Annotated in this window: 15 protein-coding genes; 5 read left to right on the top strand and 10 right to left on the bottom strand. The window is 72.5% G+C overall.

Going from position 1 to position 15,923, the window contains the following annotated elements; translation table 11 throughout:
- Nucleotides 1-139: 139 nt before the first annotated feature.
- From ACIGEZ_RS27245 to ACIGEZ_RS27235, 3 genes are all read left to right on the top strand, one after another.
- Nucleotides 140-631, top strand: coding sequence for a YbaK/EbsC family protein (locus tag ACIGEZ_RS27245; protein WP_399835751.1), 492 nt, complete (start codon nucleotides 140-142; stop codon nucleotides 629-631).
- The gene (locus tag ACIGEZ_RS27240) at nucleotides 628-1,479 is read left to right on the top strand and encodes an EamA family transporter (protein WP_399835748.1); all 852 of its coding nucleotides are present in this window, start codon (nucleotides 628-630) and stop codon (nucleotides 1,477-1,479) included. Before ACIGEZ_RS27245 ends, ACIGEZ_RS27240 begins: the two co-directional genes overlap by 4 nt.
- A gap of 141 nt (nucleotides 1,480-1,620) precedes the next feature.
- Nucleotides 1,621-2,127 (top strand): RICIN domain-containing protein, encoded by a 507-nt coding sequence (locus ACIGEZ_RS27235; RefSeq protein ID WP_399835745.1) that lies wholly within the window; start codon nucleotides 1,621-1,623, stop codon nucleotides 2,125-2,127.
- Between the two features lie 16 nt (nucleotides 2,128-2,143).
- On the opposite strand, the gene ACIGEZ_RS27230 is transcribed toward ACIGEZ_RS27235, so the two are convergent.
- The 4 genes from ACIGEZ_RS27230 to ACIGEZ_RS27215 all read right to left on the bottom strand — a co-directional run bounded on the left by ACIGEZ_RS27230 (nucleotide 2,144) and on the right by ACIGEZ_RS27215 (nucleotide 5,950).
- On the bottom strand, nucleotides 2,144-3,307 hold the full coding sequence (locus tag ACIGEZ_RS27230; protein ID WP_399835742.1) for a serine hydrolase domain-containing protein: 1,164 nt from the start codon (nucleotides 3,305-3,307) through the stop codon (nucleotides 2,144-2,146).
- 105 nt (nucleotides 3,308-3,412) lie between these two features.
- Nucleotides 3,413-4,168, bottom strand: a complete 756-nt coding sequence (locus ACIGEZ_RS27225; protein WP_399835739.1) for an energy-coupling factor ABC transporter ATP-binding protein — start codon at nucleotides 4,166-4,168, stop codon at nucleotides 3,413-3,415.
- Nucleotides 4,156-4,917, bottom strand: coding sequence for a cobalt ECF transporter T component CbiQ (cbiQ, locus tag ACIGEZ_RS27220; RefSeq protein ID WP_399835736.1), 762 nt, complete (start codon nucleotides 4,915-4,917; stop codon nucleotides 4,156-4,158). The genes ACIGEZ_RS27225 and cbiQ overlap by 13 nt, the downstream gene beginning before the upstream one ends.
- 1 nt (nucleotide 4,918) lies before the next feature.
- Nucleotides 4,919-5,950: an energy-coupling factor ABC transporter permease gene (locus ACIGEZ_RS27215; RefSeq protein WP_399835733.1), complete on the bottom strand. Its 1,032-nt coding sequence runs from the start codon at nucleotides 5,948-5,950 to the stop codon at nucleotides 4,919-4,921.
- 136 nt (nucleotides 5,951-6,086) lie between these two features.
- On the opposite strand from ACIGEZ_RS27215, the gene ACIGEZ_RS27210 reads away from it, so the two are divergent.
- Entirely contained in the window at nucleotides 6,087-6,449 is a 363-nt protein-coding gene (locus ACIGEZ_RS27210) for an SsgA family sporulation/cell division regulator (protein WP_399835730.1), read from the top strand.
- Nucleotides 6,450-6,556: 107 nt separating this feature from the next.
- Here the strand turns inward: ACIGEZ_RS27210 and ACIGEZ_RS27205 are convergent, their stop codons facing one another.
- Together ACIGEZ_RS27205 and ACIGEZ_RS27200 are read right to left on the bottom strand one after the other, a co-directional pair.
- On the bottom strand, nucleotides 6,557-8,743 hold the full coding sequence (locus ACIGEZ_RS27205; RefSeq protein ID WP_399835728.1) for an MMPL family transporter: 2,187 nt from the start codon (nucleotides 8,741-8,743) through the stop codon (nucleotides 6,557-6,559).
- A gap of 109 nt (nucleotides 8,744-8,852) precedes the next feature.
- A complete protein-coding gene (locus ACIGEZ_RS27200; protein ID WP_399835726.1) occupies nucleotides 8,853-9,422 on the bottom strand; it encodes a TetR/AcrR family transcriptional regulator in 570 nt (189 codons plus the stop codon).
- A gap of 192 nt (nucleotides 9,423-9,614) precedes the next feature.
- On the opposite strand from ACIGEZ_RS27200, the gene ACIGEZ_RS27195 reads away from it, so the two are divergent.
- Entirely contained in the window at nucleotides 9,615-12,935 is a 3,321-nt protein-coding gene (locus ACIGEZ_RS27195) for a S41 family peptidase (RefSeq protein WP_399835723.1), read from the top strand.
- Here ACIGEZ_RS27195 and ACIGEZ_RS27190 read toward each other — a convergent pair.
- The 4 genes from ACIGEZ_RS27190 to ACIGEZ_RS27175 all read right to left on the bottom strand — a co-directional run bounded on the left by ACIGEZ_RS27190 (nucleotide 12,878) and on the right by ACIGEZ_RS27175 (nucleotide 15,797).
- A complete protein-coding gene (locus ACIGEZ_RS27190) occupies nucleotides 12,878-13,411 on the bottom strand; it encodes a GNAT family N-acetyltransferase (protein WP_399835721.1) in 534 nt (177 codons plus the stop codon). The genes ACIGEZ_RS27195 and ACIGEZ_RS27190 overlap by 58 nt on opposite strands.
- Nucleotides 13,412-13,601: 190 nt before the next feature.
- Nucleotides 13,602-13,793: a hypothetical protein gene (locus ACIGEZ_RS27185; protein WP_399835718.1), complete on the bottom strand. Its 192-nt coding sequence runs from the start codon at nucleotides 13,791-13,793 to the stop codon at nucleotides 13,602-13,604.
- Between the two features lie 250 nt (nucleotides 13,794-14,043).
- Nucleotides 14,044-14,925, bottom strand: a complete 882-nt coding sequence (locus ACIGEZ_RS27180; protein ID WP_399835715.1) for an SDR family oxidoreductase — start codon at nucleotides 14,923-14,925, stop codon at nucleotides 14,044-14,046.
- On the bottom strand, nucleotides 14,922-15,797 hold the full coding sequence (locus ACIGEZ_RS27175) for an alpha/beta fold hydrolase (RefSeq protein WP_399835872.1): 876 nt from the start codon (nucleotides 15,795-15,797) through the stop codon (nucleotides 14,922-14,924). Before ACIGEZ_RS27175 ends, ACIGEZ_RS27180 begins: the two co-directional genes overlap by 4 nt.
- Nucleotides 15,798-15,923 lie beyond the last annotated feature (126 nt).

The raw sequence follows: 15,923 nt of genomic DNA, 5'->3' as shown, positions 1-15,923 counted from the left end.
GCCGCACGATCCAAGGACCCGCCACGGATCCCTCGGATCCCTCGGATCCCCCCCACGGATCCCCCCACGGATCCCTCCACCGATCCACGGGTCGGAATCCCGTCGCGTGCCGCCTACACCTACCGCTACCGTGCCGCCCATGACCACCGCAGACATGTCCGCAGCCCACCCCCAGTTCGCCGCGGCCCTGAAGGACCTGGGCCTCGACGTCGAGATCCGCCGCTTCCCGGCCGAGACGCGCACCGCCCAGCAGGCCGCGGAGGCCATCGGCTGCGAGGTGTCGGAGATCGTCAAGTCGCTGATCTTCGCGGCGGACGGGGTCCCGGTGCTCGTCCTGATGGACGGCGCCTCGCGGGTGGACGTGGAGCGGGTACGGCAGGAGCTGGGCGCCCAGGCCGTCACGCGCGCGGACGCGCGAGCGGTGCGGGAGACGACCGGGTACGCGATCGGCGGCGTCCCGCCCTTCGGGCACCGCACCAGGACCAGGGTGCTGGCCGACCGCGGGCTGCTCGACCACGAGGTGGTGTGGGCGGCGGCCGGCACCCCGCACACCGTGTTCGCGCTCGACCCCAAGACGCTGATCGCCCACGCGGGCGGGGCGCTGGTGGACGTCCGCGAGCACACGGCGTGACCCCACTGGTCGCCGTGGCCGTGCTCATCGCGGCCGTGACGCACGCCAGTTGGAACGCGATCGCCGCGCGCATCGGGGACCAGCTGCTCTCCTTCACGCTCATCTCCGGCGGCGGCGCGCTCATCGGCGCCGTCGCCGCCTGCTTCACCCCGCTGCCGGCCGCGGAGGCGTGGCCGTACCTGGCCGTCTCGGCCGCCCTGCACATCGGCTACTACGCCCTGCTGATGAAGTCCTTCACCCTGGGCGACTTCGGCCAGATGTACCCGATCGCGCGGGGCACGGCCCCGCTGGTGGTGACCCTGCTGGCCGCCGTCTTCCTGGCCGAGATCCCGGACACCCGGCAACTCGCGGGCGTCGCGGTGGCCAGCGCGGGCCTGACGGGCCTCGCCCTGTGGGGCATCCGCGGCAAGGGCGCCCGCCCGCACTGGCCGGCCCTGCTGGCCGCGGGCGCGACGGGCCTGTCCATCGCCGCGTACACCGTCGTCGACGGCATCGGCGTCCGCGCCTCGGGCACCCCGCTCGGCTACATCGCCTGGCTGATGCTCCTGGAAGGCCTCGTCATCCCCGCCTACGCCCTCCACCGCCGCCGCTCCCGCCTGGCCGGCGAACTCCGCCCGTACGCCGCCCGGGGCCTCCTGGGCGCCGCCATGTCGGTCGCGGCCTACGCCCTGGTCCTCTGGGCCCAGACCAAGGCCCCCCTCGCCCCGATCGCGGCCCTGCGCGAGTCCTCCATCATCGTGGGCGCGGCCATCGGCGCGCTGCTCTTCAAGGAACGCTTCGGCGGACCGAGGATCGCGGCGGCGGGGCTGATGGTGGTGGGCATCGGGCTGATGCTGTACGCGAGTTGAGCGCCGGCGGACGCGCCGTGGCAGGTACGAAGCCGGGCGCTCAACCGGAACGTTTCCTCCACATCCCTCTTTGGGCGACAAGGTCCAACCCGGCCGCCTATCGTCCTGATCAAGATCGCGTACACCTACGAGGGAGATCACATGATCAGATCGCGCACCATGGGCACCACCCTGGCCACCGCCGCTCTGGCGGCGGCCACGGTCGTCGGGGCGTCGGGGGCCGCGTCCGCCGTGGCGGAGCCGGCGTTCCAGATAAGAAACGCCAACAGCGCCCTGTGCCTGCTCGTGCAGGGCGGGGACAACGGGAACCCCGCCGTCCAGTACGAGTGCGGGGACTGGGCCGACCAGAAGTGGGTCTTCGACGAGACCTACCTCGAGACCACCGGCACCTACCGGCTGAAGAACGCCAACAGCGGGAAGTGCCTGCTCGTCCGGGGCGTGGAGAGCGGCAACAAGGCCGAGCAGTTCGAGTGCGGACCCTGGGCCGACCAGCTGTGGCAGAAGGTCGCCACCTCCAGCGGGGACACCTTCAAGCTGAAGAACCTCAACAGCGGCAAGTGCCTGGTGGTCCAGGGCTTCGACTACGGCAGCCGGGTCTTCCAGTACGACTGCGAGGACTACAACGACCAGGTCTGGTACGCCCGCTGACGCACCGCGCTGACGGTCACAGCGCCGCGCGCACCGCCCGGACCAGGGCCTGGGCGCGCGGGTCCGCCGTGACCGTCCTGCGCATGCCGTTGGTGACGTAGCCGAAGGCGATGCCCGAGGCCGGGTCGGCGAAGCCGAGCGAGCCGCCCCGGCCCGGGTGGCCGAAGGACGTGGGGCCGAGGAGCGGGGAGGCCGGGCCGTGCAGCATGTGGCCCAGGCCGAAGCGGGTGTTGACGACCAGTACCCGGTCGGGGCCCGTCGACTCCTCCGTGCGGGCCAGCGTCAGCGTCGCCGGGGCGAAGAGGCGGGGGCCGCCGTCGACCGGGCCCATCGTCGAGGCGTAGAAGCGGGCGAGGGCGCGGGCGGTGGAGACGCCGCCGGAGCCGGGGAGTTCGGCCGTGCGGTAGAGCGGGTCGTTCTCGTCCGGCTTCGGGGTGATCACCCCGAAGGCGCGGCGGGTCAGGGAGTCGGGGTCCTTGTACGCCTCGGTGACCGCGCGCTTCGGCCGCAGGCGCAGGGCCGGGCTGTCGGCCGGCTCGAGCTCCTCCACCGGCCCCAGGCGGCCGACCCGGTGGACCTCGTCGGCGGGCAGTCCTATCCACAGGTCCAGGCCGAGCGGGCGGGCTATCTCCTCGGCGACCCAGCGGCCTATGGTGCGGCCGGTCACCCGGTGGACCAGGCCGGAGAGCAGCCAGCTGAAGGTGTGCGCGTGGTAGCCGTGGGCGGTGCCCGGCTCCCAGACGGGGGTCTGCGCCGCTATCGCCGCCGTGGCCGTCGCGAGGTCGGTCGCCTCGGCCAGGGTCAGCGGGTGGTCGAGGACCGGCACGCCCGCCCGGTGCGCGAGCAGCTGCCGTACGGTCACCCGGTCCTTGCCTGCGGCCTTGAACTCGGGCCAGTACGTGCCCACCGGGGCGTCCAGGTCGAGCTGGCCGCGCTGGTGGAGCAGGAGCGGGACGGCGGAGGCGACGCCCTTGGTGGCGGAGCGGACGACCTGGGCGGTGTCGACCGCCCACGGGGCCTCGCCGTCGACGTCGCGCGTGCCCGCCCACAGGTCGACGACCTTCGTGCCGTCGCGGTAGACCGCGACCGCCGCGCCCCGCTCGCCGCGCTGCTCGAAGTTGCGCAGGAACGCGTCCCTCACCGGCTCGAAGCCCGCCGCCACCGTGCCCCGGACGTCCACGTGCCCACACTCCCTCTCGTCGTTCGCCCCCCATGGTGCAACGTGGCCGGCCGCACGCCGATTCCGGGGCCCTCCAGGGCCCGGCCTCACGCGTTCAGGCCGGCCTCAGGCCACGGAGCTCGGCACGAAGCCGTACGGGAGTTCCAGGCGGTGCCGGGACATGAGCTCCTCGTCGGTCAGGATGTCGGCGGTCAGGCCGTCCGCCGCGATCACGCCCTCGCTGAGGATCACCGCCCGCGGGCAGAGCTCCAGGGCGTACGGCAGGTCGTGGGTGACCATGAGGACGGTGACGTCCAGGGAGCGCAGGATGTCGGCGAGCTCGCGCCGCGAGGCCGGGTCCAGGTTGGATGAGGGCTCGTCGAGGACCAGGATCTCCGGCTCCATCGCGAGCACCGTCGCCACGGCCACCCGGCGCCGCTGCCCGAAGGACAGGTGGTGCGGCGGCCGGTCGGCGAACTCCGCCATGCCGACCCGGGCCAGCGCCCGCTGCACCACGGCCTCCAGCTCGGCGCCCCGCAGGCCCGCAGAGGCCGGCCCGAAGGCCACGTCCTCGCGGACGGTCGGCATGAAGAGCTGGTCGTCGGGGTCCTGGAAGACGATGCCCACCCGGCGCCTGATCTCGGCCAGGTTCCGCTTCTCCACCGGCAGCCCGGCCACCGTCACGCCGCCCGCACCGCCGGTGAGGATGCCGTTGAGGTGCAGGACGAGGGTGGTCTTGCCGGCGCCGTTGGGGCCGAGCAGGGCGACCCGCTCACCGCGCCCGACGGTCAGGTCCACCCCGAACAGGGCCTGGTGGCCGTCCGGGTAGGCGTACGCGAGGCCGGAGACCTCGAGGGAGGCGGGGGTGCTCATAGCGTCCATCCGAGAAGGCAGATGAGAAGGGCGGCGGCCGGCAGCGCGGCGGCGTACCGCCACTGGGCGGCGGTGGCGGTGACCTCGTCGATGACCGGCATCGACCCGGTGTAGCCGCGGCTGACCATGGCGAGGTGGACCCGCTCCCCGCGCTCGTACGAGCGGATGAAGAGGGCCCCGGCGGACTTGGCGAGGACGCCCCAGTGCCGTACGCCCCTCGCCTCGAAGCCGCGGGAACGGCGGGCGATGGACATGCGGCGCATCTCGTCGCTGATCACATCGCCGTAGCGGATCATGAACGAGGCGATCTGCACCAGGAGCGGCGGCAGCTTCAGCCGCTGGAGGCCGAGGAGGAGGGCGCGCAGCTCGGTGGTGGAGGCGAGGAGCACGGAGGCGGCGACGCCGAGGGTGCCCTTGGCGAGCACGTTCCAGGCGCCCCACAGGCCGGGGACGCTCAGCGAGATCCCGAGGAACGTCGTCCGCTCGCCGGGAACCACGAACGGCATGAGGACCGCGAAGGCGACGAACGGGACCTCGATGAGCAGCCGCTTCAGCAGGAAGCCCGCCGGCACCCGGGCCAGTCCGGCGACGACGCCGAGCAGGACCGCGTACAGCGCGAAGGCCCAGATCGCCTCGCGGGGCGTGGAGACGACCACGACGACGAAGGCGAAGACGGCGGCCAGCTTGGTATGCGGGGGCAGCGCGTGCACCGGCGAGTGCCCCTGCCGGTAGAGCTTGTGCGCGTGCCCGGCGCCCATGTCAGACCCGCGCCCCGGTCGTGGCGTTCCTGCGGCGGCGTACGGCCCAGAAGGCGCCGCTGCCGACGGCGAGGGTCGCGCCGACGCCGATCACCCCCGCGAGACCGCCGGAGAGGCGGGCGTCGGTGATGTCCTTGACGCCGTAGTCGGCGAGCGGGGAGTCGGCGGCCGCGTGCGGCTCGACCTTGGCGTCGATGCCCTTGTCGGCGGCGACCTTCTCCAGGCCGTCCGGGCTGGCGGAGGCGTAGAAGGAGACGAAGCCGGCGAGGACGAGCGCGGTGACGACGCCGCCGATCCACAGCTTCTTCGGGGAGCCGGCCGGGGCGACGGGGGTGGCGGGCGCCGCGTCGACCAGCTCGCCGTCCACGCGCAGCTTGAGCGGGGCGCTCAGGCCGCGCGCCCCGTGCACGAGATCGGGGCGTACGGCGATGACCGCGCCGACGGTGAGCATGGTGATGACGGCCTCGCCGATGCCGATGAGGACGTGGACGCCGACCATCGCGGTGAGGACCTTGGGCAGCGGGACGTCGGTGGTGCCGCCGATCGCGTAGATCGCGGTGAAGGCGGTGGCCGCGGCCGGCACGGAGACGAGCGCGGCGACGAAGGAGGCGACGGTCACCGAGCGGCGGGTGCGCGGCAGCACGAGGACCAGGCCGCGGAAGAGCGCGTAGGCGACGACGACGGTGACGACGCCCATGACCGTGATGTTCACGCCCAGCGCGGTGAGGCCGCCGTCGGCGAAGAGGACGCCCTGCATCAGCAGGACGACGGCTATGCACAACACCCCGGTGTAGGGGCCGACGAGGATCGCCGCGAGGGCGCCGCCGAGGAGGTGCCCGCTTGTTCCGGCCGCGACGGGGAAGTTGAGCATCTGTACGGCGAAGATGAAGGCGGCGACGAGGCCGGCGAGCGGGGCCGTCCGCTCGTCCAGTTCCTTGCGGGCTCCGCGCAGGCTGACGGCGACGGCGCCGGCGGCGACGACACCGGCGACGGCCGACACGGGGGCGTTGATGAATCCATCGGGTACATGCACGTCCCGAATGATAAGGCGCACCTGCAAAGCCCTTGCAAGAGCGCAGACATCACAGAAGCGGCGTCCTCAGCCCTCGCATCCGCCAGGAAATATGGGACATTAGATGACAAAGAGGACGAGTGTGAGGAGTCGTTCGATGCCGCACGCCACCGATGATCATGCCGTCGAAGACCGCGCCCGGGGGCGGGTCGTCACGGACGCCCCACTCTCCCGCCCCGTCCCCGTCGCCCTCCGCTATGACGCCGACTTCTCGCCCGCGACCGTCCGCTTCGTCTTCCCCGGCAACATCGAGTGGTCCTTTCCGCGCTCGCTCCTCGAGACCGGACTACGCGCGCCCGCCCGGCGCGGGGACATAGGGGTGTGGCCCTGCGGCCGGGTCCAGACCGTGGTCGAGTTCCACTCCGCCGACGGCGTGGCCGTGGTCCAGTTCGACACGACGGCCCTGATGCGCTTCATCCGGCACACCTACGCCGCCACCGCGTCGACCTCGACGCGATGACGGCGCAGGGCCGCGTCGGGTCCCCGTCCCCACGGGTTCCGGCGCGGTCCGGGGCGCACCGCCCGCTCGCGCGGCGGCCCCGGAGTTCATGAGGCCGGGCGGTCGGCTCAGGCCGAGACCAGCTCCCGGTCCTTGTCGTGGTCGCCGTCCCGGCCGCCGTCGCCGGCGTCCTTCGCGGACAGGCCCTCGCCCTCCACGTCCACGTTGGGCAGCACCCGGCCGAGCCACTTCGGCAGCCACCAGGCCTTGTGCCCGAGGAGTGCGAGCACCGCGGGGACGATCGCCATGCGGACCACGAAGGCGTCGAAGAGGACGGCGACGGCCAGACCGAAGCCGATCATCTTGACCATCTGCTCGCTGGAGCCGATGAAGCCCGCGAAGACCGCCATCATGATCACCGCGGCGGCGGTGACGACCCGGGCCCCGTGCCGGAAGCCGGTGACGATCGCCTCGCCGGGGCGCGCCCCGTGGACGTACGCCTCGCGCATCCGGGTGACCAGGAAGACCTCGTAGTCCATCGCGAGACCGAAGACCACGCCCACCATGAAGATCGGCATCATCGACATGATCGGGCCGGTCTGCTCGACCCCGAACAGGCTTCCGAGCCAGCCCCACTGGAAGACCGCGACGACCGCGCCGAGGGCGGCGACCACGGAGAGCAGGAAGCCGAGGGCCGCCTTGAGCGGGACCAGGATGGAGCGGAAGACCACCATCAGGAGCAGGAAGGCGAGTCCGACGACCAGCGCCAGGTAGGGCAGCAGCGCGTCGTTCATCTTCTGCGAGAAGTCGATGTTCATCGCGGTGGCACCGGTGACCAGGACGTCGTCGCCGGTCGCGCTGCGGATGTCGTGGACCAGGTCCTCGGTCTGCACCGACGAAGGGCGGTCCTTCGGGACGACCGTGATCATGGCGGTGTCGCCGGCCTTGTTCGGGGTGGGCGGGGTGACCGCCACGACGCCGTCCAGGCTCTTGATCGTGCCGACCGTCTTGTCGGCGGCCGCCTTGTCGCCGTCGACCACGACGAGCAGCGGGCCGTTGAAGCCGGGGCCGAAGCCGTCGGAGAGGAGGTCGTAGGCGCGGCGCTCGGTGGCGGAGGCGGGCTTGACGCCGTCGTCCGGCAGACCCATCTCCAGGGAGGCGGCCGGTACGGCGATGGCGCCGAGGCCGAGGACGCCGACGAGCAGCACCATCAGGGGGCGGCGGATCACGAAGCGGGCCCAGCGGGTGCCGGCGTTCGGCTTGTCGTCCTTGGCGAGGCCCTGTGCGGCGGCCTTGCGCTGCTTGCGGCCGACGGCCTTGTCGCCGGCGAAGCCGAGCAGCGCCGGGATGAGGGTGAGCGCGATGAGTACGGCGATCACGACCGTGCCCGCGGCGGCGAAGCCCATCTTCGTCAGCATCGGGATGTTGACGACGGCCAGGCCCACCAGGGCGATGACCACGGTGAGGCCGGCGAAGACGACGGCGGATCCGGCGGTGCCGACGGCGCGGCCGACGGCCTCCTCCTTCTCACGGCCCTCGGCGAGCTCCGCGCGGTAGCGGGAGACGATGAACAGGGCGTAGTCGATGCCGACCGCGAGGCCGATCATCATCGCGAGGGTGGACGTCGTGGAGCCGAGGTCGAGGACGCTGGCGAGTGCGGTGATCGTCGAGACGCCGATGCCGACACCGATGATCGCGGTGAGCAGCGGGAGTCCGGCCGCCACCAGCGAGCCGAAGGTGATCACGAGCACGATGCCCGCGATGACCACGCCGACGATCTCGCCCGCGCCGGTCTCCGGCATGGTCTGCAGCGCGTCGCCGCCGATCTCGACGGTGAGCCCCTTGCCCTGCGCGGCCTCGCCGGTCTCCTTGAGTGCCTCGCGGGTCCGGTCGGTCAGCTCCATCGCGTTGACCTTGTACGCGACGGAGACGTAGGCCGTGGAGCCGTCCTGCGAGATCGCCTTGCCGGTGTACGGGTCGGTGACCTGGGCGATCTGGTCGGAGCCGGACTTCAGCCCGGCGACCGTCTTCTCGACCGCGGCCTTGTTGGCGGGGTCCTTCATGGACTGACCGGCCGGGGCCTTGAAGACCACGCGGGCGGTGGCGCCGTCGGCGCTGCCGCCGGGGAAGCGCTGTTCGAGCAGGTCGAAGGCGCGCTGTGCCTCGGTGCCGGGTATGGAGAAGGAGCTGGAGGTCGCGGTGGGCGCGGTGGCGGCGCCGACTCCGGCGAGCGCGAGGAGCGCCACCCAGAGCAGGGCGACGAGCCGTCGGCGCCGGAAGGCGGACCGGCCGAGCTTGTAGAGGAACGTGGCCACGGGGGCGTACTCCCGGTGTGAGTGGGACAGGGCATGGGGAGCCGGCCCGACGGCGTGAGCGGTGCGACGTCAGGAGGTGCGCAAGTGCGTGGTGCGTGTGGTGCGGGGGTCAGACGCCGAGTGAGGGGAGCACGACGGCGTCGAGATAGGCGCTGAGGAAGGCGTGGTCCACCGGCTGATCGTCGATCAGCGGGCGGGCGATGAACGCTCCGATCAGCATGTGGGGCACGAGCTTCAGCGCCGGGTTGTCGGCGGCGATCTCGCCCCGCCGGACCGCTCGGCCCAGCACCTCGCCGAGGCCGGTCATCTCGGGTTCGATGAGCAGCTCGCGCAGTGCCTGGAGCAGGTCGGGGTTGTTGTGGACGGCATGGGCCAGGCCCCGCATCAGCGCGGAGTCCTTCTCCATCTGGCAGTCGTCGGTCCGCTCCAGCATGGCCCGGAAGTCGCCGCGCAGGGTGCCGGTGTCGATCTCGGCGAGCGAGACCGGCTTGTTGTGGCGCAGGGCCTTGGCGACGAGTTCGGGCTTGCTCCCCCACTGGCGGTAGAGGGTGGCCTTGCTGGATCGGGTACGGGCGGCGACGGCGTCCATGGTGAGGGCGTCGTAGCCGACCTCGCGGAGCAGCTCGAGCACGGCTTCGTAGAGCTCGGCCTCCCTCTCGGGGGTGAGCCTGCTGGCCATGACCGGCCTCCTGATCCGATGTCAGCGAACGAAACGGTTTCGTACACCAAGACGATACCCCCCGAGCAAGCGAAACGAAACCGTTTCGTACGTGTCCTGGGCCACAGCCCGAGGCGGTCCCACGATCCGGCCCGACACGGCTGGACTGACGTACGAGTTGCCGCACCCCCTCCGCGCGGAAAGCATGAGGAGGTGAGTGACGACGTCGCGTATCTCCGCTTCCCGCACCTCCACGACGAGCTGCTGTGCTTCGTGGCCGAGGACGACCTCTGGGTCTCCCCCCTCGTGCCCGAGGGACACCGCCCCGGCCGGGCCTGGCGCGTCACCGTCGACCGGACCCGGGTCGGCCACCCGCGCTTCTCGCCCGACGGGCGCCACCTCGCCTATACGAGCTGGCGCAGCCTGGACCCCGAGATCCACCTCGCACCGGTGGACGGCGGCCCCGCCCGGCGGCTCACCTACTGGGGCTCCTCCGACACCCGCGTGTGCGGCTGGTCCCCCGAGGGCGACATCCTCGCCGTCTCCTCGCACGGCCAGCCCTTCTCGTACTTCTCCTGGGCCTACACCGTGCCCACCGACGGCTCACCCGGCGGCCGCATGCCCTGGGGCCCGGTCTCCGACATCGCCGTCGCCGACCTCGACCTCGGCCACTCCCCCGCCGAAGGCGCGGCGGGACAGCGCCGCACCCTGCTGCTCACCGGCCGGCCGCCGCACGAGCCGGCCTCCTGGAAGCGCTACCGGGGCGGCGCCATGGGACGTCTCTGGCTGCACGGCGAGCAGCTGCTCCCGGACCTCGGCGGCCAGCTCGACACACCCATGTTCGTCGCCGGGCCCGAGGGCGAGGGCGGGCACCGGATCGCCTTCCTCTCCGACCACGAGGGGATCGGCAACCTCTACTCCTGCCTGCCCGACGGCACCGATCTGCGCCGCCACACCGACCACGACGAGTTCTACGCCCGGCACGCCTCCAGCGACGGGCGGCGGGTCGTCTACCAGTGCGCCGGCGAACTGTGGATCGTCGACGAGCTGACCGCCGGCTCCCGGCCCCGCCGCCTGGACGTACGGCTCGGCGGGCCGCGCGCCGGACGCCGCCCCTACCAGGTGCCCGCCGCCCACCACGTGGACGCGCTCTCCGTCGACGAGACCGGCCGGGCCAGCGCCGTCTCCGTCCGCGGCAGCCTCTACTGGCTCACCCACCGCGACGGCCCCGCTCGCACCATCACCGACACCCCCGGCGTACGGGTCAGGCTGCCCGAGATGCTGGGCAGCGGCGGCCAGGTCGCCTACGTCACCGACGCCGAGGGCGAGGACGCCATCGAGGTCGCCTACCTCCCGCGGGCCAGCGGCGACCGCGCACCGCGCCGCCTCGCCTCGGGCGAACTCGGCCGGGTCGAGGAGCTGGTCTCCGACCCCGAGGGCGAGCGGCTCGCCCTCGCCTCCAACGACGGGCGCCTCCTCCTCATCGACGCCACCGAGGAATCCAACGGCGAGGCCACCGAACTGATCCGCTCCGTCAACGGCCCCGTCCGCGATCTCTCCTTCTCCCCCGACGGCGCCTGGCTGACCTGGTCCCACCCGGGCATCGGCCGCTCGCTGCGCTCCATCAAGATGGCCCGCATCTCCGGCCCCGGCGCCCGCACCATCGTCGACGTCACCAACGGACGCTTCGAGGACGAGAACCCGGTCTTCACCCGCGACGGCCGCTATCTCGCCTTCCTCTCCTGGCGCGGCTTCGACCCCGTCTACGACGTGCACACCGGCGACCTCTCCTTCCCGCTCGGCTGCCGCCCCTACCTCGTCCCCCTCTCCTCGGCGACCCCCTCTCCCTTCGCGCTGCTGCCCGACGGCCGCCCCGCGGCCGGCGGCATGGACCCCGCCGACGAGGAGGCGGGCACCGGCGACGGCACCGTGACGGTCGAGATCGAGGGACTCGCCGACCGGGTCACCCCCTTCCCCGTCACCGCCTCCAAGTACTCCGCCCTGCACCCGGTCGCCGGCGGCGGCCTGGTCTGGCTGCGCTGGCCGATCTCCGGCGCCCTCGGCGAGACCTTCGCCAACCCGTCCGACCCCTCGCCCCGGCCCACCCTGGAGCACTACAACATCACCAAGGCCCGCAAGACCGAACTCGTCGGCCACCTCGACTGGTTCGCCGTCAGCGGCGACGGATCACGGCTCGTCGTGGTCGACGAGGGCGAACTGCGGGCCGTCCCCGCCAACGAGATGGGCGACGGGGACTCCACCGTCTACCTGGACCTGCGCCGCATCGTGCACGAGGTCGACCCGGCCGCCGAGTGGCGGCAGGCCTTCGACGAGGCGGGCCGGATCATCCGCGCCTACTTCTGGGAGCCCGACCTGGGCGGGCTCGACTGGACGGCGGTGCTCGACCAGTACCGCCCGCTCGTCGAACGCGTCGCCTCCCCCGACGAGTTCGCCGACCTGTTGCGCGAGGTCCTCGGCGAACTCGGCACCTCGCACGCGTACGTCTCCCCCGCCCGCCGCAACGAGGGACCGCCGCACTACCAGCGGCCGCAGGGCCTGCTCGGGGCCAACCTCGTGCACCGGGAGGACGGCTGGCTGGTCAAGCGGATCCTGCCCGGCGACTCCTCCGACTCCAAGGCGCGCTCGCCGCTGGCCGGCACCGGCATCCGCGAGGGCGCCGTGCTCACCCACGTCGACGGCCGCCCGGTCGACCCGGTCGCCGGCCCCTACCCGCTGCTGTCCGGCACCGGTGGCACCACCGTCGAGCTCACCTTCACCCCCGCCGAGGGAGAGGGCCGCTCCCGCCGCGTCGCCGTCGTCCCGCTCGTCGACGAACGCCCCCTTCGCTACCAGGACTGGGTGACGAAACGGCGCGCGGTGGTACGGGAGATCAGCGGCGGCCACTGCGGCTATCTGCACATCCCCGACATGGGCGGCTCCGGCTGGGCCCAGTTCAACCGCGACCTGCGGATGGAGGTCTCCCGGCCGGCCCTCATCGTGGACGTCCGCGGCAACGCCGGCGGCCACATCAGCGAGCTGGTGATAGAGAAACTGACCCGCAGGATCCTGGGCTGGGACCTGACCCGTAACGCCCAGCCCGTCTCGTACACCTCCAATGCTCCCCGCGGCCCCGTCGTCGCCCTCGCCGACGAGGCCACCTCCTCCGACGGCGACATGATCACCGCCGCCTTCAAACTCCTCGGCCTCGGACCCGTGGTCGGCCAGCGCACCTGGGGCGGGGTCGTGGGCATGACCGGCCGCCACCGGCTCGGCGACGGCACCCAGATCACCGTGCCGATGAACGCGGCCTGGTTCCCCGAATACGGCTGGTCCATCGAGAACCACGGCGTCGAACCCGACCTCGCGGTGCTCCGCACCCCCCTCGACTGGGCCGAGGGCCGGCACGCCCAGCTCGACGACGCCGTCCACATCGCCCTCGCACTGCTCGACGAGACCCCGGCCGCCAGCCCGCCCGGCTACGAAGAGGTGCCGGACCTCGCGCGCCCGAAACTGCCGCCCAGGTCGAGCTCGTAGGCGATCCCCGGCAGCCCGTCGTCGAGGATCACACTCCCGACCGCACCGAACCCGACCCGGGCGAGCACCGCCCGGGACGGCGCGTTGTCGGGCGAGGCCCTGGCTATCAGCCGCCGCAGCCCGTACTCCTCGGCGGCCAGCCGGCACACCTCCCGCACGCCCCGGGTGGCGACCCCGCGCCCGGTGGCGCTCTCGGCCACCCGGTAGCCGAGTTCGGCCGCGCCGTCGGCCACGTCCACCAGGTTGACCCGCCCTACTATCTCCCCGTCCGCCGCGACGAGCACATGGAAGATGATCTCCCCGCTCTCCTGCTCGTCGAGCAGCGCCCGGTGCCGCGCGTCGAACTCGGCGAAGTACGCGTCGCCCCGGTCGGGCACGGTGGTGGCGAAATAGGCCCGGTTCTCCCGCTCGAAGGCGAGCAGGGCGGGCGCGTGATCGGAGCGCAGTCGCTGAATCGCGAACTCAAGTACGGACATGAGCGCCACCGTACGTAACTCCCCAGTTCCGCGCCGCCGGTTATCCACAGGCTCGATCATTCATATGACCGGCCGGCCGATGACCGATCGGTCGATGACCGCCGGCCGATGACGGTCGGCCGCGCACCGGCGCCGACATGCGCGAAGGCGCACCCGGCGTCCCGGGTGCGCCTTCCTCACAGGGCAGACGTCAGGCGTCGAAGTCCATCTCGTCCTGGTGCTGCTGCTGGGACTCCTGGCGCTCTCGCTCGGAGGGCTTCTGCGCGCGCTCCTTGGCCTGCGAGGCGCGCTGGGACGCTTCGTCCTTGGCACCGCGCGTGGCGTCCTGCGCCTTGTCCCTGAGCTGCTCCGCCTTGTCCTGGAACTGGTCCTTGATGCCCATGAAGGTTCACTCCTAGAAGGGTGTGAGGGATACGGGGCGTGTCGCCCCCTTGGGCCTCGACCAGACTGACACGGCGGGACATCGCGCGCATTTCGATCAAATACGGACCGTCACGAAGGTCGTGACGAAGCTCGAAACGGGGCCCGCGAAGGAGCCCGTGAAGGAGCTCGCGACGAAGCCCGTGACGAAGGTCGTGACGGGCCCGTGACGGAGCCCGTGAAGCTCCTGCCGGACGTCGTCCCCGTTGTCCTCACACCCGCCCCGTACGCGCCTGCTCGTCGGCCGCCCCACCCGCGCCGACCAGGCCCTTCGGGACCGAACCGAGCCGCGGCGCGAAACGCTTCATCTCGCGCTGCCCGACCGTGGCGATGATCCCCGGCAGGTATCCGCGGGTCGACTGCATCCCGCGCAGCCACCACTGGGCGTAGACATGGGCCGAGCGGCGCTCGACGCCCGCGACGATCCGGTCGACGGCCGGGCCGAGCGGGTACGTGCGGTTCGACGGCCACGGCAGCCGGGAGCGCAGCTCGCGCATCACGTCGTCCTGGTCCGCGCCCCGCACCATGTCCGTGTCGGTCCAGGAGAGATAGCCGACGCCGACCTTCACGCCCTTGTACGCGACCTCCGCGCGCAGGCTGTGCGCGAAGGCCTCCACACCCGACTTGGAGGCGCAGTACGCCGTCATCATCGGCGCCGGTGTCATCGCCGCGAGCGAGGCGATCTGCAGGAAGTAGCCGCGGGACTCCATCAGGACCGGCAGGAAGGCCCGGGCCGTCACCGCGCCGCCGATCAGGTTGACCTCGATGACCCGCCGCCAGGCGACCGGGTCGGAGTCCACGAACGGACCACCCGCCGCGACACCGGCGTTGGCGACCACGATGTCGACCTTGCCGAAGCGCTCCTTGACCTCGGCCGCGACCTTCGCCATCGCCTCGTGGTCGGTGACGTCCGCGTGCCACCAGTCGGCCTCGGTGTGCAGCCGGCCCGCGACCTCCTTCAGGAGCTCCGGCTCCAGGCCGACCAGCGCGATCCTCGCCCCGCGCGCGGAGAGCTTGCGGGCGAGGAGTTCGCCGACGCCACGGGCTCCTCCGGTGACGACCGCCACCTGTCCTTCCAGGCTCACCCTGCTCATGCCTCTGCCTCCTCCTTCACGCCCAGGTACGTGAGCGTCAGTTCGCGGATCTGCGCGGTGACGGCCTCCGGGGCCTCCACCGGCGTCATGTGGCCCATCCCCGCCAGTTCGACCAGGCTCGTGCAGTGCGGCAGGGCGGCCGTCATGGCGCGGGAGTGGACGGGCGGGGTGAGCCGGTCGGCGGTGCCGACGAGCACGGCCGCGGGCAGCCGCAACTCCCGTACGCCCGCCTCCAGATCGAGCTCGGCCAGGACCTGCGACCAGCCGACCCGGGCGGTACGCGGGCAGGCGTGCACGATCCGGGCGCAGGCCTCGACCGGTCCGGGCGCCGCGCCCGGGCCCATCGTCGCGTACTTGAGGACCTTCTTCGACACGGGCGTGACCGGCCCGAGCGGCGCCTTCGCGCCGAGGACCGAGCGGGTCAGCCGGGTCCGCAGCCGGCCCGGCCGCAGCGGTACGACGAGGGACTCGGCGGCGAGCCGCGAGGGCCCGGTCGAGCAGAGCAGCACGGCGGCGGCGTGCTGCCGGAAGCCGGCGCGCCCGGCCGCGGCCATGATCGTCATGCCGCCCATGGAGTGGCCGGCCAGGACGGCCCGCTCGCCGGGGCCGAGGGTGGCGGCGAGCACCGCCTCCAGGTCGTCGGCGAGCGCCGTCGTCGAGTAGCCCTGCCCGCCCGGCTCGGGGGCCGGGGTGCGGCCGTGGCCGCGCTGGTCGTAGGCGATGACCCGGTGGTCGGCGGCGAGGTCCCGTATCTGCGCGTCCCAGAAGCGGGTCGAGCAGGTCCAGCCGTGGGCGAGGACGACCGCGGGGGCGCCCTCGGAGCCGTACACCTCGATGTGGATCGGCGAACCGTCGGCGGAGGTCGCGGTCATCTCACGCGGGCTCACCGGCCGGCCCCCTTCTTCATCGCGACCGTCTCACGCGGGCTCACCGGGCGGCCCCCTTCTTCATCGCGGCCGTCTCACGCGGGCTTACCGGACGGCCCCCTTCTTGATCGC

Source organism: Streptomyces sp. NPDC085481, assembly GCF_044541845.1.
Classification (GTDB): Bacteria; Actinomycetota; Actinomycetes; order Streptomycetales; family Streptomycetaceae; genus Streptomyces.
This window is presented reverse-complemented; position numbering and strand designations above follow the sequence as displayed.

What these genes read in the sequence shown, in the direction of transcription:
- ACIGEZ_RS27245 (WP_399835751.1), top strand. Translation starts at nt 140, where the DNA reads ATGACCACCGCAGACATGTCCGCAGCCCACCCCCAGTTCGCCGCGGCC.
- ACIGEZ_RS27235 (WP_399835745.1), top strand. Translation starts at nt 1,621, where the DNA reads ATGATCAGATCGCGCACCATGGGCACCACCCTGGCCACCGCCGCTCTG.
- ACIGEZ_RS27225 (WP_399835739.1), bottom strand. Translation starts at nt 4,168, where the DNA reads ATGGACGCTATGAGCACCCCCGCCTCCCTCGAGGTCTCCGGCCTCGCG.
- cbiQ (WP_399835736.1), bottom strand. Translation starts at nt 4,917, where the DNA reads ATGGGCGCCGGGCACGCGCACAAGCTCTACCGGCAGGGGCACTCGCCG.
- ACIGEZ_RS27210 (WP_399835730.1), top strand. Translation starts at nt 6,087, where the DNA reads ATGCCGCACGCCACCGATGATCATGCCGTCGAAGACCGCGCCCGGGGG.
- ACIGEZ_RS27200 (WP_399835726.1), bottom strand. Translation starts at nt 9,422, where the DNA reads ATGGCCAGCAGGCTCACCCCCGAGAGGGAGGCCGAGCTCTACGAAGCC.
- ACIGEZ_RS27190 (WP_399835721.1), bottom strand. Translation starts at nt 13,411, where the DNA reads ATGTCCGTACTTGAGTTCGCGATTCAGCGACTGCGCTCCGATCACGCG.
- ACIGEZ_RS27185 (WP_399835718.1), bottom strand. Translation starts at nt 13,793, where the DNA reads ATGGGCATCAAGGACCAGTTCCAGGACAAGGCGGAGCAGCTCAGGGAC.
- ACIGEZ_RS27180 (WP_399835715.1), bottom strand. Translation starts at nt 14,925, where the DNA reads ATGAGCAGGGTGAGCCTGGAAGGACAGGTGGCGGTCGTCACCGGAGGA.
- ACIGEZ_RS27175 (WP_399835872.1), bottom strand. Translation starts at nt 15,797, where the DNA reads ATGACCGCGACCTCCGCCGACGGTTCGCCGATCCACATCGAGGTGTAC.